The sequence below is a fragment of the Mangrovibacter plantisponsor genome, from assembly GCF_003182475.1.
Taxonomy (GTDB): domain Bacteria; phylum Pseudomonadota; class Gammaproteobacteria; order Enterobacterales; family Enterobacteriaceae; genus Mangrovibacter; species Mangrovibacter plantisponsor.
The window spans coordinates 69,247-92,429 of sequence record NZ_QGTS01000016.1 but is presented as its reverse complement, the minus strand read 5'-3'; the positions used below and the strand labels follow the sequence as shown (position 1 = coordinate 92,429).

20 protein-coding genes are annotated in these 23,183 nt (G+C 48.7%); 16 read left to right on the top strand and 4 right to left on the bottom strand.

The window, feature by feature from the left end; all coding sequences use genetic code 11:
* Window positions 1-4: 4 nt before the first annotated feature.
* The 3 genes from rbsA to kup all read right to left on the bottom strand — a co-directional run bounded on the left by rbsA (window position 5) and on the right by kup (window position 3,995).
* Entirely contained in the window at window positions 5-1,501 is a 1,497-nt protein-coding gene (gene rbsA / locus DES37_RS21340) for a ribose ABC transporter ATP-binding protein RbsA (RefSeq protein ID WP_110027813.1), read from the bottom strand.
* 8 nt (window positions 1,502-1,509) lie between these two features.
* Window positions 1,510-1,929, bottom strand: a complete 420-nt coding sequence (gene rbsD, locus DES37_RS21335) for a D-ribose pyranase (RefSeq protein ID WP_110027812.1) — start codon at window positions 1,927-1,929, stop codon at window positions 1,510-1,512.
* Window positions 1,930-2,123: 194 nt separating this feature from the next.
* The gene (kup, locus tag DES37_RS21330) at window positions 2,124-3,995 is read right to left on the bottom strand and encodes a low affinity potassium transporter Kup (RefSeq protein WP_036114041.1); all 1,872 of its coding nucleotides are present in this window, start codon (window positions 3,993-3,995) and stop codon (window positions 2,124-2,126) included.
* A 391-nt stretch (window positions 3,996-4,386) separates the two neighbouring features.
* Between kup and ravA the strand changes: the two genes are divergently transcribed.
* The 15 genes from ravA to DES37_RS21255 all read left to right on the top strand — a co-directional run bounded on the left by ravA (window position 4,387) and on the right by DES37_RS21255 (window position 18,903).
* Window positions 4,387-5,886, top strand: a complete 1,500-nt coding sequence (ravA, locus tag DES37_RS21325) for an ATPase RavA (RefSeq protein WP_110027810.1) — start codon at window positions 4,387-4,389, stop codon at window positions 5,884-5,886.
* Complete coding sequence (gene viaA / locus DES37_RS21320) at window positions 5,880-7,337, top strand: ATPase RavA stimulator ViaA (RefSeq protein WP_110027808.1); 1,458 nt, start codon at window positions 5,880-5,882, stop codon at window positions 7,335-7,337. Before ravA ends, viaA begins: the two co-directional genes overlap by 7 nt.
* An 85-nt stretch (window positions 7,338-7,422) precedes the next feature.
* Window positions 7,423-7,881, top strand: coding sequence for a transcriptional regulator AsnC (gene asnC, locus DES37_RS21315; protein WP_036114033.1), 459 nt, complete (start codon window positions 7,423-7,425; stop codon window positions 7,879-7,881).
* A 90-nt stretch (window positions 7,882-7,971) separates the two neighbouring features.
* Entirely contained in the window at window positions 7,972-8,421 is a 450-nt protein-coding gene (mioC, locus tag DES37_RS21310; RefSeq protein WP_110027807.1) for an FMN-binding protein MioC, read from the top strand.
* A gap of 376 nt (window positions 8,422-8,797) precedes the next feature.
* Window positions 8,798-10,687 (top strand): tRNA uridine-5-carboxymethylaminomethyl(34) synthesis enzyme MnmG, encoded by a 1,890-nt coding sequence (gene mnmG / locus DES37_RS21305; protein WP_110027805.1) that lies wholly within the window; start codon window positions 8,798-8,800, stop codon window positions 10,685-10,687.
* 74 nt (window positions 10,688-10,761) lie between these two features.
* On the top strand, window positions 10,762-11,385 hold the full coding sequence (gene rsmG, locus DES37_RS21300; protein ID WP_110027825.1) for a 16S rRNA (guanine(527)-N(7))-methyltransferase RsmG: 624 nt from the start codon (window positions 10,762-10,764) through the stop codon (window positions 11,383-11,385).
* A gap of 618 nt (window positions 11,386-12,003) precedes the next feature.
* Window positions 12,004-12,384: a F0F1 ATP synthase subunit I gene (gene atpI / locus DES37_RS21295; protein WP_036114022.1), complete on the top strand. Its 381-nt coding sequence runs from the start codon at window positions 12,004-12,006 to the stop codon at window positions 12,382-12,384.
* An 8-nt stretch (window positions 12,385-12,392) separates the two neighbouring features.
* A complete protein-coding gene (atpB, locus tag DES37_RS21290; protein ID WP_036114019.1) occupies window positions 12,393-13,211 on the top strand; it encodes a F0F1 ATP synthase subunit A in 819 nt (272 codons plus the stop codon).
* A 49-nt stretch (window positions 13,212-13,260) separates the two neighbouring features.
* Window positions 13,261-13,500: a F0F1 ATP synthase subunit C gene (atpE, locus tag DES37_RS21285; RefSeq protein ID WP_000429386.1), complete on the top strand. Its 240-nt coding sequence runs from the start codon at window positions 13,261-13,263 to the stop codon at window positions 13,498-13,500.
* A gap of 61 nt (window positions 13,501-13,561) precedes the next feature.
* Window positions 13,562-14,032, top strand: coding sequence for a F0F1 ATP synthase subunit B (gene atpF / locus DES37_RS21280; protein WP_036114010.1), 471 nt, complete (start codon window positions 13,562-13,564; stop codon window positions 14,030-14,032).
* Window positions 14,033-14,046: 14 nt separating this feature from the next.
* A complete protein-coding gene (gene atpH / locus DES37_RS21275; protein ID WP_036114007.1) occupies window positions 14,047-14,580 on the top strand; it encodes a F0F1 ATP synthase subunit delta in 534 nt (177 codons plus the stop codon).
* A 12-nt stretch (window positions 14,581-14,592) separates the two neighbouring features.
* On the top strand, window positions 14,593-16,134 hold the full coding sequence (atpA, locus tag DES37_RS21270; RefSeq protein ID WP_110027803.1) for a F0F1 ATP synthase subunit alpha: 1,542 nt from the start codon (window positions 14,593-14,595) through the stop codon (window positions 16,132-16,134).
* Window positions 16,135-16,185: 51 nt separating this feature from the next.
* On the top strand, window positions 16,186-17,049 hold the full coding sequence (atpG, locus tag DES37_RS21265; protein ID WP_110027801.1) for a F0F1 ATP synthase subunit gamma: 864 nt from the start codon (window positions 16,186-16,188) through the stop codon (window positions 17,047-17,049).
* Between the two features lie 31 nt (window positions 17,050-17,080).
* The gene (gene atpD / locus DES37_RS21260; RefSeq protein WP_110027800.1) at window positions 17,081-18,463 is read left to right on the top strand and encodes a F0F1 ATP synthase subunit beta; all 1,383 of its coding nucleotides are present in this window, start codon (window positions 17,081-17,083) and stop codon (window positions 18,461-18,463) included.
* A gap of 20 nt (window positions 18,464-18,483) precedes the next feature.
* Window positions 18,484-18,903 (top strand): F0F1 ATP synthase subunit epsilon, encoded by a 420-nt coding sequence (locus DES37_RS21255; protein WP_036113995.1) that lies wholly within the window; start codon window positions 18,484-18,486, stop codon window positions 18,901-18,903.
* A gap of 381 nt (window positions 18,904-19,284) precedes the next feature.
* Here the strand turns inward: DES37_RS21255 and DES37_RS21250 are convergent, their stop codons facing one another.
* Window positions 19,285-21,459: a right-handed parallel beta-helix repeat-containing protein gene (locus DES37_RS21250; protein WP_425451731.1), complete on the bottom strand. Its 2,175-nt coding sequence runs from the start codon at window positions 21,457-21,459 to the stop codon at window positions 19,285-19,287.
* Between the two features lie 329 nt (window positions 21,460-21,788).
* Here DES37_RS21250 and glmU point away from each other — a divergent pair, with 329 nt between their 5' ends.
* Window positions 21,789-23,159 carry a bifunctional UDP-N-acetylglucosamine diphosphorylase/glucosamine-1-phosphate N-acetyltransferase GlmU gene (glmU, locus tag DES37_RS21245; protein WP_110027796.1) on the top strand — a complete coding sequence of 457 codons (1,371 nt, stop codon included), beginning with the start codon at window positions 21,789-21,791 and terminating at the stop codon, window positions 23,157-23,159.
* Window positions 23,160-23,183 lie beyond the last annotated feature (24 nt).

Below are 23,183 nucleotides of genomic sequence, written 5' to 3'. Positions count from 1 at the left end.
CCTGTTACACACGGGTAAGCTTGCCAACGGCGGCTGCCATCAGGACTTCCTGAGTGGCCTGCTCGCGTGTAAATTCACCACCATGATGCCCTTCATGCATCACCATAATGCGATCACTCATACCAAGCACTTCAGGCATTTCAGATGAGACCAGAATGATGCTCAGCCCTTCTGCCTTAAACTGGTTAATAAGCTGATAGATCTCTTTTTTTGCCCCGACATCCACACCACGAGTCGGTTCATCAAGGATAAGGACTTTAGGACGGGTCATCAGGCCGCGGGCAATCGCCACTTTTTGCTGATTCCCCCCGGATAAGAAACCAATAACCTGGTTCATAGAGGGGGTTTTGATATTAAACAGGCGGATAAAATCACTGACGGCCTGTTGTTCATCTTTATGTTTCAGGCTGCCACCGCCATGGCTGAAGTAGCGCAGGGCAGTCAAAGACATATTCTCTTTAACGGACATCCCCAGCACCAGGCCGTCTTTTTTTCGGTCTTCCGAGATATAAACGATGCCGTTCGCCAGGCCATCTTGTGGAGAGTGAGTAACAACCTCATGCCCATCAAGCGTGACATAACCACTGGTACGCTGCAGCGCACCATATAGCACTTTCATAAGCTCGGTTCGCCCAGCGCCCATCAGCCCTGAAACGCCCAGGATTTCGCCTTTACGTAACGTAAAACTAATGTCATGCACACCTGGCCCGCACAGGTTATCCACTTTCAGGCGAATATCGCCAGGCAGGTTATCAATATGCGGATACTGCTCTTCGAGTTTACGACCAACCATCATTTCTATCAGGCTGTCTTCTGTAAGCGAGCTGACTTCACGTTCGGCAATAAATTGCCCGTCACGAAACACGGTCACATCGTCGCAAATTTCAAAGATCTCTTTCATACGATGCGAAATATAAACAATGCCACGCCCCTGAGCTTTCAGCTCACGAATGACATGGAACAACGACTCAGTTTCGGTATCAGTCAGGGCATCCGTTGGTTCATCCATAATGATGACGCGGGATTCAAAACTCAGCACCTTGGCGATTTCAACCATTTGCTGGTCGCCGATAGATAAGTCACCCACCAGGTAGTCACTGGTAAAACGTAAATTCAGGTGCTTAAGCAGTGCATCGGCTTCGCGATACATACGTTTCCAGTCAATACGCCCAACCCGGTTAACAAACTCGCGGCCAAGAAAAATATTCTCAGCTACAGTCAGTTGCGGGATAAGGTTAAGTTCCTGGTGAATAATGCCAATACCCGCTTCCTGGGAAGCTTTAGGCCCGCTGAATGTTGTCTCTTTTCCCAGCCAAAGAAGTTCTCCGGCATCACGGGAATAGATACCTGTAAGCACTTTCATCATGGTGGATTTACCCGCACCATTTTCGCCCACCAGCGCCATAACCCGGCCCGGCCAGACATTTAATGAAGCACCTGATAAGGCTTTTACGCCCGGGAACGCTTTATCGATCCCTTTGAGTTGCAGTAACGCGTCCATAGAAACCCCTAAAAGGTCACGCCTGCGTGAAGAATAATATTCGCATACGGGGAACACTCCCCGCTGCGAATGACCGCCTTACAATCTGCGGTTTGTTTTTTAAATTTTTCATGAAGGACATAGGTCACTTCTATTTGATTCCCCTGGTGTTGCTGCAGCTGCCTGATTTGCTCAAGCAACGTTTCATGAAGAGTGGGATTGTGCTGCTTAATTTCTTCAGCCAGAGTCACTGCCTCAACCTGCATTTCTTGTATTACCACGCCAAAAACTTGCAAAAAGCCAGGCACACCATGAGTCAATGCCAGATCAATACGTTGGGTTGATGCTGGAACTGGAAGCCCGGCATCACCAATGGCGATAGTATCTGTATGCCCCAGACGGGAAATAACAGAAGAAATGTCAGCGTTCAGTACAGTGCCTTTTTTCATCTTTACACTCCATCAGCGAAACGTTTCGCTGAAAAGAGTTTAGCGTCCTGAAAGTGGGTTCAACAACAGATGAGTTAAAGAAATGTGATCGCTATCGAAACGTTTCGCTGGTTTTGACTACGGAGCAAAATGAAGCAAGTGACAGGGAAAGGAAGGCAAACACTGGCGTCCTTGCCAGCATCAGAATAGGCGCGTTAGATTTCGACCTGAGTACCCAGTTCGATAACTCGGTTAGGAGGAATTTCAAATTGGTCTGGTGCCCGCAAGGCATTACGCTGCAACAAAATAAACAACTTGCCACGCAACCGCAGATACCACGGCCTTTTTCCGCCAATAATCAAAGACTCATGCGACATAAAGAAAGAGGTTTCCATCATTCGGCAGGTTAATCCTTCCAGGCCGCAACGGTGGAATACTTCTTCAACATTTGGCGTTTCACGCCACCCATAACTGGCAACCACCCGCCAAAACGTGGGGGAAAGCTGTTCAATGGAGACACGACGCACATTGTGAACATAGGGTGCATCTTCAGTACGCAGGGTAAGTAAAATCACGCGTTCATGCAGTACCTTATTGTGTTTAAGGTTATGCAGCAGAGCGAATGGAATCACATTAAGTGCCCGAGACATATATACCGCAGTACCCGGAACTCGCACCGGCGGCGATTTCTCCAGGGAGGCAATCATAGCTTCCAGAGAGTTGCCATGTTCATGCATCCGGCGCAGCAGGCGAAAACGCTCGCTTTTCCAGGTTGTCATAACAATAAACATCAGCAAGCCAAGGGTTAGCGGCAACCAACCACCAGACAACACCTTCTGCAAGTTAGCGGAGAATAAAGGAATGTCGATACACAGTAGTGTCACCAAAATGATACCCACCACAACTTTGTTCCAGTGCCAGTTTTTGCGCGCCACGGTACAGGCAAGTATGGAAGTCAGCACCATTGTCCCGGTAACAGCTATCCCATAAGCAGCCGCCAGGTTACTGGAGTGTTCAAACCCAATAATCACCAGCACAACTGCGAAATAGAGCATCCAGTTAATAACCGGGATATAAATCTGCCCGGACTCTCGCTCTGAGGTATGAATAATCTTCATGGGCGACAGGTAACCCAGGCGCACAGCCTGCCGGGTTAATGAAAAAACCCCGGAAATAACAGCCTGGGAGGCGATAACTGTTGCCAGCGTTGCCAGAATTAACAACGGAATCAGTGCCCAGTCAGGCGCTAACAAGAAGAAGGGGTTCTTGATGGTTTCAGGGTTTTTCAGTAATAAAGCCCCCTGACCAAAGTAGTTCAATATCAAAGACGGTAGCACCACCGCAAACCAGGCTATACGAATCGGCAGTTTGCCAAAATGCCCCATGTCGGCATACAACGCTTCAACACCGGTAATAGAAAGCACAACCGCACCCAACGCCAGGAACGACACTTCTTTATGCTCAATAAAGAAACGCACAGCCCAAATGGGATTAATTGCATTAAGAACTTCCGGATTAGCCATAATACTTCTGGCACCTAACACGGCAAGTACGGCAAACCAGGCCAGCATAATTGGCGCAAAAAGTTTGCCAACCATTCCTGTCCCATGCTTTTGAATCATGAACAGTAGTGTCAGGACAATAATAGAAAGTGGAACGATATAGGCATCCAGTGACGGAGCCGCAATTTCCAGACCTTCAATGGCGGACATAACCGAAATTGCCGGGGTGATAACGACTTCCCCATAGAAAAAACTGCCGCCAATCAGCCCCATAATAACCAGAACTGACGTCATTTTAGCCGTAGTATTGCGCCCGGCAAGCGACATTAATGTCAGTATCCCCCCTTCGCCTGCGTTATCGGCACGCATAACAAAAGTCAGATACTTAATGGAAACAACAAAAACCAGTAACCAAAAAATCAGTGATAAAAAACCCAATACCGCGCCATATTCAACGCCAAAACCGAACTGACCGGAGAGACATTCACGCAGCGTATAAAGCGGACTGGTACCTATATCGCCGTAAACCACCCCGATAGCCGCCAGTGTGACCGCTGGCAAAGCCTGCTTATTTTCAGTGCTCATAGACTAATCTTTTCGTTTAGATTTAACTCGTGCGCTTAGTCCCTTGGCCCACAAAAAGCGCTCAGTATGCACGATTGTGAAAAAAATCGTACCCCTAAATCGTATCCAGTTAATTTAGCGCAAATAACTTATACACTGATTCCAGGCTTATTTTAGTATCTATAAGAAACAGCTATAGGCCACATCATCTCAGTAAGGTCTGAATGATGTAGTGAATAACCCGGGCCGGACGTAACAACCATGATGAAAAACCACGCAGTCTCTGCCTTGTCTTAGTGAAAAAACGTTTATCACGAATAACACAACGAAAACCTGGCAATACTGCAGCATACAGAGCGAAGCGTATATACTTCCGATACATCGCATTAATCGGGTGAGAAACAGATAAATTATGGCTCAAGCACATTTACTGGCAGAAAGAATTTCGCGCCTAAGCCAGGCACTGGAAAAAGGCTTATATGAACGTCAGCATGCCATCAGGTTGTGCCTGCTCGCAGCACTCAGTGGTGAAAGTGTTTTTCTGTTAGGCCCACCGGGTATTGCCAAAAGCCTGATAGCACGCCGCCTGAAGTTCGCATTCCGCCATGCCCGCGCTTTTGAATACCTGATGACCCGTTTTTCTACCCCGGAAGAAGTTTTTGGCCCGTTATCAATCCAGGCATTGAAAGATGAAGGGCGCTATGAACGTCTTACTCAAGGGTATCTGCCCGATGCAGAGATTGTGTTTCTGGATGAAATTTGGAAAGCAGGTCCGGCGATACTGAATACATTACTCACAGCGATTAACGAACGGCGGTTTCGTAATGGTGCCAGTGAAGCCGCCATACCTATGCGTCTTCTGGTTACTGCCTCTAACGAACTCCCTGAAGCGGATAACAGCCTGGAAGCACTGTACGACCGTATGCTTATTCGCCTGTGGCTCGATAAGGTACAGGAAAAAAACAACTTCCGTTCCATGCTGATAAGTCATCAGGATGAGCATGAAAACCCGGTAGCAGAAGGCCTGCAAGTCTCAGACGAAGAGTTTGCCGAATGGCAAAAAGCGATTACCAAAGTCACCCTGCCGGACAACGTTTTCGAGTTGCTGTTTCAGCTTCGCCAGCAGCTCGAACAACAGCCTGAGTCCCCTTATATTTCAGACCGTCGCTGGAAAAAAGCCTTACGTTTATTGCAAGCCTGTGCCTTCTTTAGTGGGCGGGAACAGTTGGCCCCTATCGACCTTATCCTGCTTAAAGATTGCCTGTGGCACGATATGGACAGTCTCAAAATGGTCCAACAGCAAATTACGCTTTTGATGACCGGGTCAGCATGGCAACAAAACACATTGCTGAACGAACTCAGTGCTATCCAGCAACAGCGGCTGGCACAGCAACAAAAACAAAGTGAATACAATGCGCTGACCCTGATAAAACAACAAAATACATTTTTTGGACGGCGCCAAAGTTATTCACTTCCCGAGGGGCTGGAAGCAACAACGCTGACACTGGTGCTCCAAAAATCACTCAGGCTGCATGATATGAACGTCATTCATATCACACTGGACCGTATGGCAATGGATCAGTGGCTACAGAAAGGCGGTGAAATTCGTGGCAAGCTGAATGGAATAGGTTTTGCTCAACCTTTGCAGCTTGAGGTCGATAATAAACAACACCTGGTTATTCGTGATGTCAGCATGCAGGGCACCACGTTGGCTCTCCCCGGGAAACCACAACAAGGTCTTCCCGACGATATCAGGCAACAACTGGATGACCTCGAAACCCGTTGGCGTAAGCAGCATGCGCTGTTTAATGAGCAACAAAAATGCCTGTTCATTGAAAGTGACTGGTTGGGGCAAATCGAGGCCAGCCTGCAGGATGTAGGCGCGCAAATAAAACAGGCTCGCCAATGCTGACGCTTTCCGCACTGGATACCATGCTGGCCATTAGTGAAACCGGGCTGGTGGAAGAACTGATAGTGACGCTTCTGGCGGCACCACAGTTACTTGCGTTTTTTGAAAAATACCCGCACTTAAAAAAAGCAGTAAAAAACGATCTTCCCCGCTGGAAGGATGAACTTAAGTCAAGGTTAAACAGTACATTATTGCCAAAGCAACTCGAACAAGAAGTGATGCTATTCAGGGCAGTTCAGCCACTCTCCACGGCGCAATTCAGCCAACAATGCCACGACATCGCCCGGCAACTTACAGAACTGGATTCATCATTTTCCGCTCAGGGTGTGAGTCTTCTGGCAGAAGCTCCGCCTGTCACACCAGCATTGCATACCCTCTTTTTACAACGCTGGCGTGTCAGCCTGATCATGCAGGCAACAACACTTAACCACCAATTACTGGCGGAAGAGCAGGAACGCCTGATGGCAGAGTTGCTTAAACGCCTGCAACTCACCCGGCAACTGGATCCTTTACTCAGCGATAATGACCGTACATCAGGCCGTTTATGGGATATGAGCACCAGTAATCTTGCCACAGAGAATATCAACCAGCTGATTCAGTACAGTGAGTTCTTAAATACCCAGCCTGAATTAATGCGCCTGGCGGAACAGCTTGGCCGGGCAAACGCCGCAAAAAGTGTCCCTAAAGAAAATGCACCACCAGAGATGACCCGGGTTATGGTACGTGAACCGGCCACCGTACCAGAACAAATAGAAGGACTTCATCAGAGCGATGATATTCTGCGGTTACTGCCGCCGGAACTGGCAGCACTGGGGATAACCGAACTGGAATATGAGTTTTACCGCAGGTTGCTTGAAAAGCAATTGATGACCTACCGCCTTCAGGGCGATGCATGGCGGGAAAAAATCGTCCAGCGCCCTTCACACCAACAAGAAATGGATGAGCAACCCAAAGGGCCATTTATTGCCTGTGTCGATACCTCAGGCTCTATGGGCGGGTTTAATGAGCAATGCGCGAAAGCATTCTGCCTTGCGTTGATGCGCATTGCGCTAAGAGAAGACCGCCGATGCTACATCATGCTATTTTCCAGTGAAATTGTCAGTTATGAACTCACCGCAGAAGATGGCCTGCAGCAGGCAATACGTTTTCTCAGCCAGCGGTTCCGTGGAGGTACTGATCTTGCCGGGTGCTTTGAAGAAGTAGTGAAACATATGCAAACGGCGCACTGGGCTGATGCCGATGCAGTGATCATCTCGGATTTTATTGCTCAGCGCCTGCCGGAAGAAGTGATAAACAAAGTCAGACTGTTGCAAAACCAGCACCACCACTGTTTCCATGCCGTCGCAATGTCACCTCATGGTAAACCCGGCATCATGCGTATTTTCGACCATATCTGGCGGTTTGATACCGGCCCAGGCACTCGTCTGGCCCGCCAGTTCAAACGCCATTTCTGATAGCACAGGCATACCCGAACACCCTCACTTTCTTTATTATGCCTGTAGCTAACATCAATAAAGCTTATCCCGGCTGGAATTGCTCATGGAAAATTACTCTCTCGATAATCTGGATCGCGACATCCTCAAGGCCTTAATGGCTAACGCCCGTACGGCTTATGCCGAGCTGGCCAAACAATTTGGCGTAAGCGCAGGGACAATTCATGTACGGGTTGAAAAAATGAAGCAAGCCGGGATCATCACCGGAACCCGGGTTGATATCAGCCCAAAACAGCTGGGTTACGACGTGTGCTGCTTTATTGGCATTATTTTAAAGAGCGCCAAAGATTACCCTTCCGCGCTGGCCCGGCTGGAAAGCCTTGAAGAGGTGACAGAAGCCTATTACACCACAGGGCATTACAGTATCTTCATTAAAGTGATGTGCAAATCTATTGATGCACTACAGCAAGTACTTATCAACAAAATTCAGACCATTGATGAGATACAGTCTACGGAAACGCTGATCTCCTTACAGAATCCCATCATGCGGACGATCACTCCATAATTCATACAAACAAATACCCATATTATCCACAGGTAGATCCCATGCGATTCACAGCGTACAATACGCCACGGTTTGTTGAAGGCAGGAACCATGGCAGAAATAACGTTGATAACAGGCAGTACGCTGGGAAGTGCTGAATATGTCGCAGAACATCTGGCTTCATTGCTGGATGCAGACGGGTTTACCACTCAGACACTTCATGGTCCGGAACTGGAAGCACTCAATCAATCTGGTTACTGGCTGGTCGTAACATCAACTCATGGAGCAGGTGATCTACCCGATAACCTTCAGCCTCTATTTGATGCCATTGAAGCAGGTAAGCCTGATTTAAGCGGCATACAATTCGGTGCAATAGGTATTGGCAGCCGTGAGTACGACACATTCTGCGAAGCAATAGACAAACTAAGCAGCCTGTTACAGGCTTGTGGTGCCCGTACTCTTGGCGAACCACTAAAAATAAACATTCTTGATCATGAAATTCCGGAAGATCCGGCAGAAGAATGGCTGCTTTCCTGGAAAAATTTACTCCCAATAGTGTAAAGATCGCGCAGTTGGTTGTGGATAACTCTGCGCAAAAGCTTGGATCAACCAGTAGTTATCCAATGTACAACGATCATGCGTTTTTTGGGGTGTGAGTAAGTCGCTAAACTGATCCCAGCTTATACGGTATGGGATCACCGATCATTCACAGCAAATGATCTGGCCTAATCACCTGTATTGAAAGGTGAAAAATCACTTATCCACAGCATGATGCGATCATAATAAGAGATCATAATAAAACAGATCTCTATATAAAGATCTTCTTTTTAATACCTTCGATCCTGGTGCTTTCTCAATCGACTAAAGTTGAGTAGAATCCCCGGCCCGGGGCAATAAATCCTCTTTCGCAAATTCGCAACAACGAGGCTTAGTAACCATGTTTTATCCAGATCCTTTTGACGTCATAATCATTGGCGGGGGTCACGCAGGGACTGAAGCAGCAATGGCTGCAGCCCGAATGGGCCAACAGACCCTTTTACTGACACACAATATCGACACTCTGGGGCAGATGTCCTGTAACCCGGCTATTGGCGGTATTGGCAAAGGACATTTGGTTAAGGAAGTGGATGCGCTTGGTGGCCTGATGGCAAAAGCTATCGATCAGGCTGGTATCCAGTTTAGGATACTAAACGCCAGCAAAGGCCCCGCTGTCAGAGCAACCCGTGCTCAGGCTGACCGTGTTCTTTACCGGCAGGCAGTACGCACAGCTTTGGAAAACCAGCCAAACCTGATGATCTTCCAACAGGCAGTTGAAGATCTGATTGTCGAAAACGACCAGGTTGTTGGTGCTGTTACCCAAATGGGCCTGAAATTCCGTGCAAAAGCAGTAGTGCTGACTGTCGGGACATTCCTTGACGGCAAAATCCATATTGGTCTGGACAACTACAGTGGTGGTCGTGCTGGCGATCCGCCGTCCATACCGCTTTCTCGCCGCCTGCGTGAATTGCCTTTGCGCGTCAGCCGCCTGAAAACAGGAACACCGCCGCGTATTGATGCCCGGACTATCGATTTCTCTGTGCTGGCTCAACAGCATGGGGATAACCCAATGCCAGTGTTCTCTTTCCTGGGTTCAGCAAGCCAACACCCTCAGCAGGTTCCTTGCTATATCACGCATACCAACGAACGCACTCACGACGTGATTCGTAATAATCTGGACCGCAGCCCAATGTACGCAGGCGTCATTGAAGGCATTGGCCCACGTTATTGCCCATCGATTGAAGACAAAGTCATGCGTTTTGCTGATCGCAACGCGCACCAGATCTTCCTGGAGCCGGAAGGGCTGACCAGCAACGAAATTTATCCTAACGGGATATCCACCAGCCTGCCGTTTGACGTGCAGATGCAAATTGTTCGCTCTATGGACGGGATGGCGAATGCGAAGATCGTTCGCCCCGGGTATGCCATTGAGTATGATTTCTTCGATCCGCGCGATCTCAAACCTACACTGGAAAGCAAGTATATCCATGGTCTGTTCTTTGCCGGGCAAATAAACGGCACAACAGGTTACGAAGAAGCGGCAGCTCAGGGGTTGCTGGCCGGGCTTAATGCCGGGCGTTATTCCGCAGACCAGGAAGGGTGGTCACCACGCCGCGATCAGGCCTATTTAGGTGTGCTGGTTGATGATCTGTGCACGCTGGGTACCAAAGAGCCTTACCGCATGTTTACTTCCCGGGCTGAATACCGCCTGATGTTGAGGGAAGATAACGCAGACTTACGTTTAACCGAGGCTGGGCGCGAGCTTGGGCTGGTGGACGATGAGCGCTGGGCGCACTTTAACCAGAAACTGGAACACATTGAGCGTGAACGCCAGCGCCTGAAAGAAACCTGGGTTCACCCGGCATCTGAACATGCAACTGAGGTGAATTCTCTGCTCAAAACGCCATTAACCCGTGAAGCAAGTGGTGAAGATTTACTGCGGCGCCCGGAAATGACGTACCAGCAGTTAACCTCGCTTTCTCAGTTTGCACCGGCACTGCCAAACGAACAGGCTGCTGAGCAAGTTGAGATTCAGGTTAAATACGAAGGCTATATTGCCCGTCAGCAGGATGAAATCGAAAAACAACTGCGCAACGAGAATACGGTACTTCCTGCCACGCTGGATTACCGTCAGGTTTCTGGTTTGTCCAATGAGGTTACTGCGAAACTGAATGACCATAAACCGTCATCCATTGGCCAGGCTTCCCGCATTTCAGGTGTTACACCTGCCGCCATTTCCATTTTGTTGGTATGGCTGAAAAAACAAGGGCTGCTTCGTCGCACGGCCTGATGCTGATAAGATACAGATAACCGTCTGGCCAGGGTTAACCTGGCCATTTTTTTATAGGTAACTTTGTGCTCAATATGCTGAATAAACTATCTCATCTGTTGGATGACGCGGGGATTACGCTGTCCTCTCACCAGAAAAGCCAGTTACTGGCTTATGTTGAACTGCTCAACAAATGGAATAAGGCATATAACCTGACTTCCGTGCGCGACCCACAGGAAATGCTGGTGCGCCATATCATGGACAGTATTGTGGTTGCACCGCATCTGTCAGGGCAGCGTTTTATCGATGTAGGAACCGGCCCGGGGCTGCCTGGTATACCTCTGGCAATTGTCTGCCCGGATTCACACTTTACCCTGCTCGACAGCCTGGGTAAGCGCGTGCGGTTTCTGCGCCAGGTTCAGCATGAGCTTAAACTGGAGAACATCACACCAGTGCAAAGCCGGGTAGAAGATTTTCCTGCGGACCCGGCATTTGATGGTGTTCTTAGCCGCGCCTTCGCATCACTGACCGACATGGTGACGTGGTGCCATCACCTTCCTGCTGAGAACGGTTTGTTCTACGCCCTGAAAGGCGTGTTACCGCAGGATGAGATAGACTGCCTGCCACCAGAACTGGCGGTGGAAAAAGTCATTCACCTGGCTGTACCTGAACTGGAAGGTGAACGGCATCTGGTGATTATTCGACCAAAAAAAAATTAATATTTATCAAAAAAAGTGGAAATACAGTTGTTTCTTAATCGTTAAAAAAGCCGTGCTAAATCAGCGTAATAGTTGGTTACATGTCACAAGTTTTTTACCAGTTATTTTCCGATAATTAACGTCACTCTTTTTGTTAACTTTATAAATAGTAAACATGGAAAATATGAGCGGGCAAAAGATACTCGCTGGTGAAAAAGAGCAAAAGTTAAATTTTTTAGTTAAATGTCAATAAAAGGTTTTTATTGTGTTTTAGGCTTTTTTCTAAAAATATTTAAATAATGCACTTATTTTTCATAAGGATAGGTTTTTCGTTTTCCAGTTTATTCTTAAATTGATAAGCAGAAAATTGTTGGATTTGTGATCAGTGGCACGCTTTTAACTACATGGTTACCACTTAATTGGTAATTTTGGTGAACTGATTGAGGTTTGAACAAAACTTTAGAAAAAAGGCGCACAGAAAATTATTTAAACATTTGTTCACCTTTTTGCTACTTATTGTTTGAATTCACGTGTCCGCCCCGTATAATTTGCTCGCTTTTTGGAACTTGACTCTGAGCCATAAAGACAGTTTTATACGACTCGCGACATACCTCAAAGGGAGCAGGAGTTATTCACGTTATGTCAGTGTCGCTCATGAGTAGAAACGTAGCGCTTAAGCTTCTGTTCGTTCAATTTTTGGCTTTGATAGCAAGTGGATTGCTTTTTTGCCTCAAAGACCCCGTATGGGGAGCTTCCGCTCTTGGTGGAGGTGTGGCGGTTTGGCTGCCTAACGTATTTTTTATGATTTTTGCCTGGCGTCATCAGGCGCAAACATTCACTAAAGGTCGTATGGCCTGGTCGTTCGCAATTGGCGAAGGCGTAAAAATAGTGGCAACGTTTGCTATTCTGGTTGTGGCGTTGGGCGTATTTAAGGCGGTTTGGCTGCCGCTTATAGTGACATGGTTATTGGTGCTGGTTGTACAGATACTGGCGCCAGCTGTAATTAACAACAAAGGGTAAGAGGCATCATGTCTGCAGGAGAAATCTCTACACCGCAGGAATACATAGGTCACCATCTGCATAACTTACAGATTGACCTGCGTACATTCTCAATGGTGGATCCGCAAAACCCCCCGGCCACATTCTGGACGCTGAATATTGACTCCATGTTTTTCTCAGTGGTTCTGGGTTTGTTGTTCCTGGTTATTTTCCACCGTGTTGCGAAACGTGCAACGACGGGCGTGCCAGGCAAATTCCAGACAGCGGTTGAATTAATCGTTGGTTTTGTTCATGGCAGTGTCAAAGACATGTACCATGGCAAAAGCAAGGTTATTGCACCGTTGGCCCTGACGATTTTTGTTTGGGTCTTCCTGATGAACCTGATGGACTTGCTGCCAATCGACTTGCTGCCATTTATTGGCGAGCATGTATTTGGTCTGCCAGCGTTGCGTGTTGTTCCGTCTGCTGATGTGAACGTCACTTTGTCCATGGCATTGGGTGTCTTCGTTCTTATTCTTTTCTACAGCATCAAAATGAAAGGCGTTGGTGGCTTCGCGAAAGAGTTGACGCTCCAGCCGTTCAATCATCCGGTGTTTATTCCCGTGAACCTGATTCTGGAAGGGGTCAGTTTATTGTCCAAACCTGTTTCTCTTGGTTTGCGACTGTTCGGTAACATGTATGCGGGTGAGCTGATTTTCATTCTGATTGCTGGTCTGTTGCCGTGGTGGTCACAGTGGTTGCTTAACGTTCCGTGGGCAATCTTCCACATCCTGATCATTACGCTGCAAGCCTTCATTTTCATGGTTCTGACGATTGTCTATCTGTCGATGGCATCTGAAGAACATTAATTTACTAACACTACTACTGCGTTTTAACTGAAACAAACTGGAGACTGTCATGGAAAACCTGAATATGGATCTGCTGTACATGGCTGCCGCTGTGATGATGGGTCTGGCGGCAATCGGTGCTGCGATCGGTATCGGCATCCTCGGGGGTAAATTTCTGGAAGGCGCTGCACGCCAGCCTGATCTGATTCCTCTGCTGCGTACACAGTTCTTTATCGTTATGGGTCTTGTGGATGCTATCCCGATGATCGCTGTGGGTCTGGGTCTGTACGTGATGTTCGCCGTCGCGTAGTGAGCATTGCTTTAAAACTAAAGCAATATCAGAACATTAACTAGATAAGAGGCATTGTGCTGTGAATCTTAACGCAACAATCCTCGGCCAGGCCATCGCGTTTGTCCTGTTTGTTCTGTTCTGCATGAAGTATGTCTGGCCGCCGTTAATGGCTGCCATTGAAAAACGTCAAAAAGAAATTGCTGACGGACTTGCTTCAGCCGAACGAGCTAAAAAGGACCTTGACCTTGCACAGGCCAACGCGACCGACCAGCTGAAAAAAGCGAAAGCTGAAGCTCAGGTCATTGTTGAGCAGGCGAACAAGCGCCGTTCTCAGATTCTGGAAGAAGCAAAAGCGGAAGCAGAACAGGAACGTAACAAAATCGTGGCACAGGCTCAGGCCGAAATCGACGCTGAACGTAAACGTGCCCGCGAGGAACTGCGTAAGCAAGTCGCTCAACTGGCTATCGTTGGTGCCGAGAAGATTATTGAACGTTCCGTGGATGAAGCTGCTAACAGCGACATCGTTGATAAACTGGTCGCTGAACTGTAAGGAGGGAGGGGCTGATGTCTGAATTTGTTACTGTAGCTCGCCCCTACGCCAAAGCAGCTTTTGACTTTGCGGTTGAACACCAGAATGTGGATCGCTGGCAGGAAATGCTGGCGTTTGCCGCAGAGGTGTCCAAGAACGAACAGGTGGCTGAGCTGATTTCAGGTGCACTGGCACCTGAAACGTTGGCTGCGTCGTTTATCGCTATTTGTGGTGACCAGGTAGATACCCATGGCCAGAACCTGATTAAGGTTATGGCTGAAAATGGGCGTCTGTCGGTTCTTCCTGATGTTCTTGAGCAGTTTGTTCTGTTGCGCGCAGCCCTCGAGGCCACCGTTGAAGTTGATGTGACTTCAGCCAGCGCGTTAAGCGAAGAACAGCTTTCGAAAATTAGCGCCGCGATGGAAAAACGTCTGTCTCGCAAAGTGAAGCTGAATTGCAAAATTGATAAGTCTGTAATGGCAGGTATTGTCATTCGTGCGGGCGATATGGTCATTGACGGTAGCGTCCGTGGTCGTCTTGAACGCCTGGCAGACGTCTTGCAGTCTTAAGGGGACTGGAGCATGCAACTGAATTCCACCGAAATCAGCGAACTGATCAAGCAGCGCATTGCTCAGTTCAACGTGGTGAGTGAAGCTCACAACGAAGGTACTATTGTTTCTGTAAGTGACGGTGTTATCCGTATCCACGGCCTGGCCGAGGTAATGCAGGGTGAAATGATCTCTCTGCCGGGTAACCGTTACGCTATCGCACTGAACCTGGAGCGCGACTCCGTAGGTGCAGTTGTGATGGGTCCGTATGCTGACCTTGCCGAAGGCATGAAAGTTAAGTGTACTGGCCGTATTCTTGAAGTACCGGTAGGTAATGGCCTGCTGGGTCGTGTTGTTAACACCCTGGGTGAACCTATTGATGGTAAAGGCCCGGTTGAACACGATGGCTTCTCAGCTGTTGAAGCTATCGCGCCTGGCGTTATCGAACGTCAGTCTGTCGACCAGCCTGTACAGACCGGTTATAAATCTGTCGATGCCATGATTCCAATCGGTCGTGGTCAGCGTGAGTTGATCATCGGCGACCGTCAGACTGGTAAAACCGCTCTGGCTGTCGATGCCATCATCAACCAGCGTGATTCCGGTATCAAATGTGTGTACGTGGCTATCGGCCAGAAAGCGTCCACCATTGCTAACGTGGTTCGTAAACTGGAAGAGCATGGCGCACTGAAAAACACCGTTGTGGTTGTTGCTTCTGCGTCTGAATCCGCTGCACTGCAATACCTGGCACCTTATGCCGGTTGTGCAATGGGTGAATACTTCCGTGACCGCGGCGAAGACTCCCTGATTGTTTATGATGACCTGTCCAAACAGGCTGTCGCTTACCGTCAGATTTCTCTGCTGCTTCGTCGTCCGCCAGGACGTGAAGCATTCCCTGGCGACGTATTCTATCTGCACTCCCGTCTGCTGGAACGTGCTGCGCGTGTAAACGCTGAATACGTTGAAGCCTTCACTAAAGGTGAAGTTAAAGGGAAAACCGGTTCACTGACCGCATTGCCGATTATCGAAACCCAGGCGGGTGACGTTTCCGCGTTCGTTCCGACCAACGTAATTTCTATTACCGATGGTCAGATCTTCCTGGAAACCAACCTGTTCAACTCCGGTATTCGTCCGGCAGTTAACCCGGGTATCTCCGTATCCCGTGTGGGTGGTTCAGCGCAGACCAAGATCATGAAAAAACTGTCCGGTGGTATCCGTACCGCTCTGGCACAGTATCGTGAACTGGCAGCGTTCTCCCAGTTTGCTTCTGACCTTGATGATGCAACGCGTAAGCAGTTGGATCACGGTCAGAAAGTAACCGAGTTGCTGAAACAGAAACAGTATGCGCCGATGTCCGTTGCGCAGCAGTCTCTGGTTCTGTTTGCGGCTGAACGTGGTTACCTCAGTGATGTCGAGCTGGCGAAAGTCGGTAGCTTCGAAGCTGCACTGCTGGCATACGTTGACCGTGAGCACGCTCCGCTGATGCAAGAAATCGACCAAACTGGGTCTTACAACGATGAAATCGAAGGCAAGCTGAAAGGCATCCTCGATTCCTTCAAAGCAACCCAGTCCTGGTAACGTCTGCGGCTTGTCTCTCGGGGCAAGCCGTTAGGCATTGAGGAGAAGCTCATGGCCGGCGCAAAAGAGATACGTAGTAAGATCGCAAGCGTCCAGAACACGCAGAAGATCACTAAAGCGATGGAGATGGTCGCCGCTTCCAAAATGCGTAAATCGCAGGAGCGCATGGCGTCCAGCCGTCCTTATGCAGAGACCATGCGCAAAGTGATTGGTCACCTTGCTAATGGTAATCTGGAATACAAGCACCCTTACCTGGAAGAGCGCGACGTAAAACGCGTGGGTTTTCTGGTAGTGTCGACTGACCGTGGTCTGTGTGGCGGCCTGAACATTAACTTGTTCAAAAAGTTGCTCAACGAAATGAAAGAATTGTCTGAGAAAGGCATTCAGAGTGATTTAGCACTGATTGGCTCTAAAGGTGTTTCTTTCTTTAATTCTGTTGGCGGCAGTGTCGTTGCACAGGTAACAGGCATGGGGGATTCCCCTGCTCTGTCAGAACTGATTGGTCCGGTTAAGGTGATGTTGCAGGCCTACGATGAAGGCCGTCTGGACAAGCTTTACGTTGTCAGCAACAAATTTATTAACACCATGTCTCAGGTTCCGACCATCACTCAGCTGCTGCCTTTACCGGCATCAGAAGATGATGATTTAAAACGTAAATCCTGGGATTACCTGTACGAACCTGATCCGAAAGCGCTGCTGGATACCCTGTTGCGCCGTTATGTCGAATCGCAGGTTTATCAGGGCGTGGTAGAAAACCTGGCCAGCGAACAGGCCGCACGTATGGTTGCGATGAAAGCTGCAACCGATAATGGCGGCAACCTGATCAAAGAGCTGCAGTTGGTTTACAACAAAGCTCGTCAGGCCAGCATTACTCAGGAACTCACCGAGATTGTCTCGGGGGCCGCCGCGGTTTAACCAGGTTTACGAATTACGTAGAGGATTCAAGATGGCAACTGGAAAGATTATCCAGGTAATCGGCGCCGTGGTGGACGTCGAGTTTCCTCAGGATGCCGTACCAAGAGTGTACGATGCCCTTGAGGTAATGAATGGTAAAGAGCGCCTGGTGCTGGAAGTTCAGCAGCAGCTGGGTGGTGGTGTTGTTCGTACTATCGCAATGGGTTCTTCCGACGGTCTGCGTCGTGGCCTGGATGCGAAAGATCTGGAACACCCGATTGAAGTCCCGGTTGGTAAAGCAACACTTGGCCGTATCATGAACGTACTGGGTGAGCCGGTCGACATGAAAGGCGACATCGGCGAAGAAGAACGTTGGGCTATTCACCGTGAAGCACCGAGTTACGAAGACCTGGCTAACTCCCAGGATCTGCTGGAAACTGGTATCAAAGTTATCGACCTGATTTGCCCGTTTGCAAAAGGCGGTAAAGTTGGTCTGTTCGGTGGTGCTGGTGTAGGTAAAACCGTAAACATGATGGAGCTGATCCGTAACATCGCGATCGAACACTCCGGTTACTCAGTGTTTGCGGGCGTTGGTGAACGTACCCGTGAAGGTAACGACTTCTACCACGAAATGACCGATTCCAACGTTCTGGATAAAGTATCCCTGGTTTACGGCCAGATGAACGAGCCGCCGGGAAACCGTCTGCGCGTTGCACTGACCGGCCTGACCATGGCTGAGAAATTCCGTGACGAAGGCCGTGACGTTCTGCTGTTCGTCGATAACATCTATCGTTATACCCTGGCCGGTACTGAAGTATCCGCTCTGCTGGGTCGTATGCCTTCCGCGGTAGGTTATCAGCCAACACTGGCAGAAGAAATGGGTGTTCTTCAGGAACGTATCACTTCAACCAAAACGGGTTCTATTACCTCCGTACAGGCGGTATACGTACCTGCGGATGACTTGACTGACCCGTCACCAGCCACCACCTTTGCGCACCTTGACGCAACCGTGGTACTGAGCCGTCAGATTGCTTCTCTGGGTATCTACCCGGCAGTTGACCCGCTGGATTCCACCAGCCGTCAGCTGGACCCGCTGGTTGTTGGTCAGGAACACTATGATGTTGCCCGTGGCGTGCAGTCTATTCTGCAACGTTACCAGGAACTGAAAGACATCATCGCCATCCTGGGGATGGATGAACTGTCAGAAGAAGATAAGCTGGTGGTAGCTCGCGCTCGTAAAATTCAGCGCTTCCTGTCTCAGCCGTTCTTCGTAGCAGAAGTCTTTACTGGTTCTCCGGGTAAATACGTTTCGCTGAAAGATACCATCCGTGGCTTTAAAGGCATTATGGACGGTGAATACGATCACCTGCCGGAACAAGCGTTCTACATGGTTGGTTCCATCGACGAAGCCGTGGAAAAAGCCAAGAAACTTTAACGCCGTAATCGGAGGGTGATATGGCTATGACTTACCACCTGGATGTCGTCAGCGCAGAACAGCAGATGTTTACTGGTCTGGTTGAGAAAATCCAGGTTACAGGTAGTGAAGGTGAACTGGGTATTTACCCGGGTCACGCTCCGCTGCTTACTGCCATTAAGCCTGGTATGATCCGCATCGTTAAACAGCATGGCCATGAAGAGTTTATCTATCTTTCTGGCGGCATTCTGGAAGTACAGCCTGGCACAGTAACCGTGCTGGCTGATACGGCAATTCGCGGCCAGGATCTGGATGAAGCCAGAGCCATGGAATCGAAACGCAGAGCAGAAGATCACATTCGTAATTCTCACGGTGACGTGGATTACGCACAAGCTTCTGCTGAGCTGGCGAAAGCCATCGCGAAACTGCGTGTTATTGAATTGACCAAAAAAGCGATGTAACACCGGCTTGAAGCACGTAAAAAGCCAGCCAGGGCAACCCGGCTGGCTTTTTTTATTGCAAACTGAAGTCGGGTGAATATTGAAAATAAAACGCTTTTTCTTTTTTATGTGATCTATGTCTCAAAAATCTTGATCAGGTCGAACAAGAAGCGTACACTTCTTTTTGTGAGCTGAGTCACAAAATTTAATTCACCGATTAGGATGCCACCATGAAACTGATTAACAAAATCATCGCTATTTTTAATAACATGAGTTTCTCATTTGGTACTTTCCATCTGTGATAGTTGTTCTTCGCTAGATCGCTGAAACATAGCCCTTGCGAAGATATCCGGATAAAAAAAGGTCGCCCTGGTGGCGACCTTTTGCATGTATTAAACAGGCTTATTTTTTCTGCAGGAATGACCCAAAATCAAACGTACCATTCGGCTTACGTAACAGTGGTTCAGGCATCGTCAGTGACGAAAAATCTGTTGCCTTAATCTCCTTACCCGCACTGTTCACACTTTTCCCTTTATGGATAAAGTAATTTGATTTGTCCACGTCACCAGTAACTGCATCGTCATACTTAGCTGGTGTGGTGCGCAGTGATTTGTTGCCTTTGAATATTCCCTGAGTTTCCGGTCCACCGTAAGGGCTTGGCCGGAAGATAAAGTTAAAGCGCTGGTTATCCACCGCGGTATTGTTTTCAACGACTAAGCGCCCAGGGTTAAAGTTATCGGTAAAACCGTCCAGGTGGTTGCCAATAGCAATACTGTTGCGAATTTGGTGGGCGACTGGCTGGCCTTCACCGCCGAGTTTGAAACCGTTACTGGTGTTGTTACGGGCAATGGAATTCTCGATCACCACAACGCCGTTCGGGCCGTCTTCAATTTTGTTAAATAAATCAAAGCCATCATCCACGTTATTGTGGGCGTAACAACCGTCCAGGCGGTTCCCTTCCCCTACACGCATTTTCACTGCGAATCCATCCGCATTGATTTTACCCGGGTCTTCGTTGCCCCATGATTCAGAGTTAACGATACGGTTATAACTGGCCCACAGAGGGCGGCCAATCTTATCTGGCGAAGAAATTTGAATACCCGTGTCATCATTATGGTAAGCCGTTACATTCTCAACCAGGTTATGGCTACCCGTAATGCGCAGGCTCTTGTCCGTAACATCAATACCTTTAATGTTCCAGTAACTGGCTTCCAGCAACACTCCATGAATAACCGCTTTGCCTTCTGCCACCAGCGTTTTGTGCTTATCTGCCAGCCCACTGGCTGAAAGCGGAATAGTGATACCGGCATAATCACCCGGCAACAGCACAAGCGTGCCACCTGGCGGCAGCATATGAACTGCAGAGGTTAAATCCAGCGGTGCAGCTGATGTCCCTGCGTTATCTGCTTTCCCCTGAGGGCCAGCATAAATACGCTCACTGGAACTGGCGGCGATTTTTTCTACCACCAGCTTTTGGACCACGGGTTTGTCTGGTGCATTTGCAGGTGTGAAGTCCAGGGAAAACTGGTTGCCGTTCGCTAGAGAAGCGGGTTGAGTCATCATCTCCCCGGCTTTAACAGTTTTATTAGCCCCGATCACCACTTCATTTTGTGTAACTGACCAGGTGCCGTCGTAATTTGCCCGGGCCTGAACGACATAGTCATTGCTGGCCGATTTATCAGAAGATGCAATTTGCGCCACGACAGGCCAGGGTTTTGCCACCCAGGCCGGAGACGCTTTGGTTTCTGCGGGTGTGGTTGTCAGCGTGGCATCTGAAATAGTGATTTTGGCATTACGCGAAGCAAAGAACCCCACGTAATAATGTTGCTTATCCTGCACTGTTACGCTGTCTGCGCCTTTTACCTGCTGGCTCACCCAGTCATCACTTCCTGCTGGTGCCCAGGAGGTAATATAGCCATCATTAGTGCGCTGTAATTTAAGGCGAAAAGTCCCGTTTTTCGCCAGGCTGATTTGTTCTTTGTAACTTTTCTTAGTGATGGCCGCGCCAGCATTACCCCATGGCTGGGATACACCCTGGCGGTACATTGCCTGCATTTTTACCTGGTCAGCATCTTTGCGGTCCTGCGTCATAATAGCGTTCATAACCATATTAGACGCCGAAGGAAACTCTTCATACCCGGGTTTTAATGGGTTCTGGCGTGGGTTACCCAGAATATCGCGCACCAGTAAACCGGCGCCTTCCTGAGCTGCGGGTTTGGCACCATTTTCCGGGCCAAATTGATTTACAGTAACAGTGGCCTGCAACGAGAAATTTTGATCTGCCGGGAGTTGGGTATAGAAAAAGGTCAGTCCATCGTGGGAGTTGGCAATTTTCCCACCACGGCTTTCAATGGTTACCGGCTGGGATAAATCCGCTTTGCTGGTGGTATCCAGTTTTTTGCCCGCAATAGTGACATCATTCACTCCCACTTTTTCAGGCAGAACATTAGAGGAAAAATTCACATCTGTGGATTGCCCAAAAGTAATGGCATGCCAGATATGCGGTTGTTGTTGGGCGCAAACCTGTGCAGAAAGCACCGTACCACAAAGTGTTAGGGCAAAAGGAAGTTTTGACACTGTTGTCTCTCCGTATTGATTTGCCCGCATTATCACTAAAATGAAACGCTGTTTCTTTTATGTTTATCACAAAGGTTGATTTTTGAAATGCTGTTTTATTGGTCAGAATGTGGTTGTTTATTTTGAAACTAAAAATAAGTGTTAAACCATCATGTTACTGCTGATTTTTACAGCGTTTTAACGCAATTAACCGGGTAATAAAGCCGATATTGTGCAATAAGAGGAAAACCATGGCGGATTTAGCAACAATGTGTTTTATGATGCAAAATATGTAGCATTTATAACGCTAAATCGTTTTACTTCTTTCATCGTAACTAGTCAGGACGCCTATGTTAAATCGTTCGATGAGCGTGGTTATCCTTGCCGCAGGCAAAGGCACCCGCATGTATTCCGACCTCCCGAAAGTTCTGCATAACCTGGCTGGAAAGCCAATGGTGCAGCATGTTATCGACGCCGCGACCCAAATTGGGGCAAATCAGGTTCACCTGGTTTATGGCCATGGCGGTGATTTACTCAGGCAAACGCTCACCGAACCCCGGTTGAACTGGGTATTACAGGCGGAGCAACTGGGTACGGGCCATGCAATGCAGCAAGCTGCCCCCGCTTTTGCGGACGATGAAGATATCCTGATGTTGTACGGGGATGTTCCGCTGATTAGTGTGGAAACACTGCAAAAACTGTGTGAAGCAAAACCAGAAGGTGGGATTGGCCTGTTAACGGTGACTCTGGATAACCCTACTGGTTACGGGCGGATTACTCGCGAAAACGGTAACGTGACCGGTATTGTTGAGCAAAAAGATGCCAGTGAAGAACAACTGAAGATTCAGGAAATAAACACCGGGATTCTGGTTGCCAGTGGCCGAGATCTGAAACGCTGGCTGGCTAATCTCAGCAATAACAATGCCCAGGGCGAATATTATATTACCGATATTATCGCTATGGCATGGTCCGAAGGGCGCATGATTACCGCAGTGCACCCGGCTCGCCTGAGTGAAGTTGAAGGGGTTAATAACCGCCTGCAACTGGCTCGCCTTGAGCGGGTATACCAAACTGAAAATGCAGAGCGTTTACTGCTGGCTGGGGTGATGCTGCGGGATCCGGCTCGTTTTGACTTGCGTGGCAGCCTTGAGCATGGGCGCGATGTAGAAATTGACCCGGGTGTTATCATCGAAGGCCAGGTTAAACTGGGTAACCGGGTAAAAATTGGTGCGGGTTGTATTATTAAAAACAGCGTGATTGGTGATGATTGCGAACTCAGCCCGTACACGGTAATAGAAGACGCGCAACTGGCACCAGCCTGTACTGTTGGCCCATTTGCCCGCCTGCGTCCGGGGGCTGAGCTGGGCGAAGGCGCGCATGTTGGTAACTTTGTTGAAATGAAAAAAGCGCGCCTGGGTAAAGGCTCAAAAGCGGGCCATCTGGCTTACCTTGGCGATGCGGATATCGGTAACAACGTTAATATTGGCGCGGGTACCATCACCTGTAATTACGATGGTGCCAATAAGCACCAGACACTCATTGGCGACGATGTGTTTGTCGGTTCAGATACTCAGCTGGTGGCACCTGTTAGTGTCGCGAAAGGCGCAACCATTGGCGCAGGTACTACGGTTACGCGCAATGTTGGCGAAAATGAACTGGTAATAACCCGGGTACCACAGAGGCATATTGCTGGCTGGTCACGCCCGGTTAAGAAGAAGTAATAACAGTATTCTTTGCAGCGGGCT

What these genes read in the sequence shown, in the direction of transcription:
- rbsA (WP_110027813.1), bottom strand. Translation starts at nt 1,501, where the DNA reads ATGGACGCGTTACTGCAACTCAAAGGGATCGATAAAGCGTTCCCGGGC.
- rbsD (WP_110027812.1), bottom strand. Translation starts at nt 1,929, where the DNA reads ATGAAAAAAGGCACTGTACTGAACGCTGACATTTCTTCTGTTATTTCC.
- kup (WP_036114041.1), bottom strand. Translation starts at nt 3,995, where the DNA reads ATGAGCACTGAAAATAAGCAGGCTTTGCCAGCGGTCACACTGGCGGCT.
- ravA (WP_110027810.1), top strand. Translation starts at nt 4,387, where the DNA reads ATGGCTCAAGCACATTTACTGGCAGAAAGAATTTCGCGCCTAAGCCAG.
- viaA (WP_110027808.1), top strand. Translation starts at nt 5,880, where the DNA reads ATGCTGACGCTTTCCGCACTGGATACCATGCTGGCCATTAGTGAAACC.
- asnC (WP_036114033.1), top strand. Translation starts at nt 7,423, where the DNA reads ATGGAAAATTACTCTCTCGATAATCTGGATCGCGACATCCTCAAGGCC.
- mioC (WP_110027807.1), top strand. Translation starts at nt 7,972, where the DNA reads ATGGCAGAAATAACGTTGATAACAGGCAGTACGCTGGGAAGTGCTGAA.
- mnmG (WP_110027805.1), top strand. Translation starts at nt 8,798, where the DNA reads ATGTTTTATCCAGATCCTTTTGACGTCATAATCATTGGCGGGGGTCAC.
- rsmG (WP_110027825.1), top strand. Translation starts at nt 10,762, where the DNA reads ATGCTGAATAAACTATCTCATCTGTTGGATGACGCGGGGATTACGCTG.
- atpI (WP_036114022.1), top strand. Translation starts at nt 12,004, where the DNA reads ATGTCAGTGTCGCTCATGAGTAGAAACGTAGCGCTTAAGCTTCTGTTC.
- atpB (WP_036114019.1), top strand. Translation starts at nt 12,393, where the DNA reads ATGTCTGCAGGAGAAATCTCTACACCGCAGGAATACATAGGTCACCAT.
- atpE (WP_000429386.1), top strand. Translation starts at nt 13,261, where the DNA reads ATGGAAAACCTGAATATGGATCTGCTGTACATGGCTGCCGCTGTGATG.
- atpH (WP_036114007.1), top strand. Translation starts at nt 14,047, where the DNA reads ATGTCTGAATTTGTTACTGTAGCTCGCCCCTACGCCAAAGCAGCTTTT.
- atpA (WP_110027803.1), top strand. Translation starts at nt 14,593, where the DNA reads ATGCAACTGAATTCCACCGAAATCAGCGAACTGATCAAGCAGCGCATT.
- atpG (WP_110027801.1), top strand. Translation starts at nt 16,186, where the DNA reads ATGGCCGGCGCAAAAGAGATACGTAGTAAGATCGCAAGCGTCCAGAAC.
- atpD (WP_110027800.1), top strand. Translation starts at nt 17,081, where the DNA reads ATGGCAACTGGAAAGATTATCCAGGTAATCGGCGCCGTGGTGGACGTC.
- DES37_RS21255 (WP_036113995.1), top strand. Translation starts at nt 18,484, where the DNA reads ATGGCTATGACTTACCACCTGGATGTCGTCAGCGCAGAACAGCAGATG.
- glmU (WP_110027796.1), top strand. Translation starts at nt 21,789, where the DNA reads ATGTTAAATCGTTCGATGAGCGTGGTTATCCTTGCCGCAGGCAAAGGC.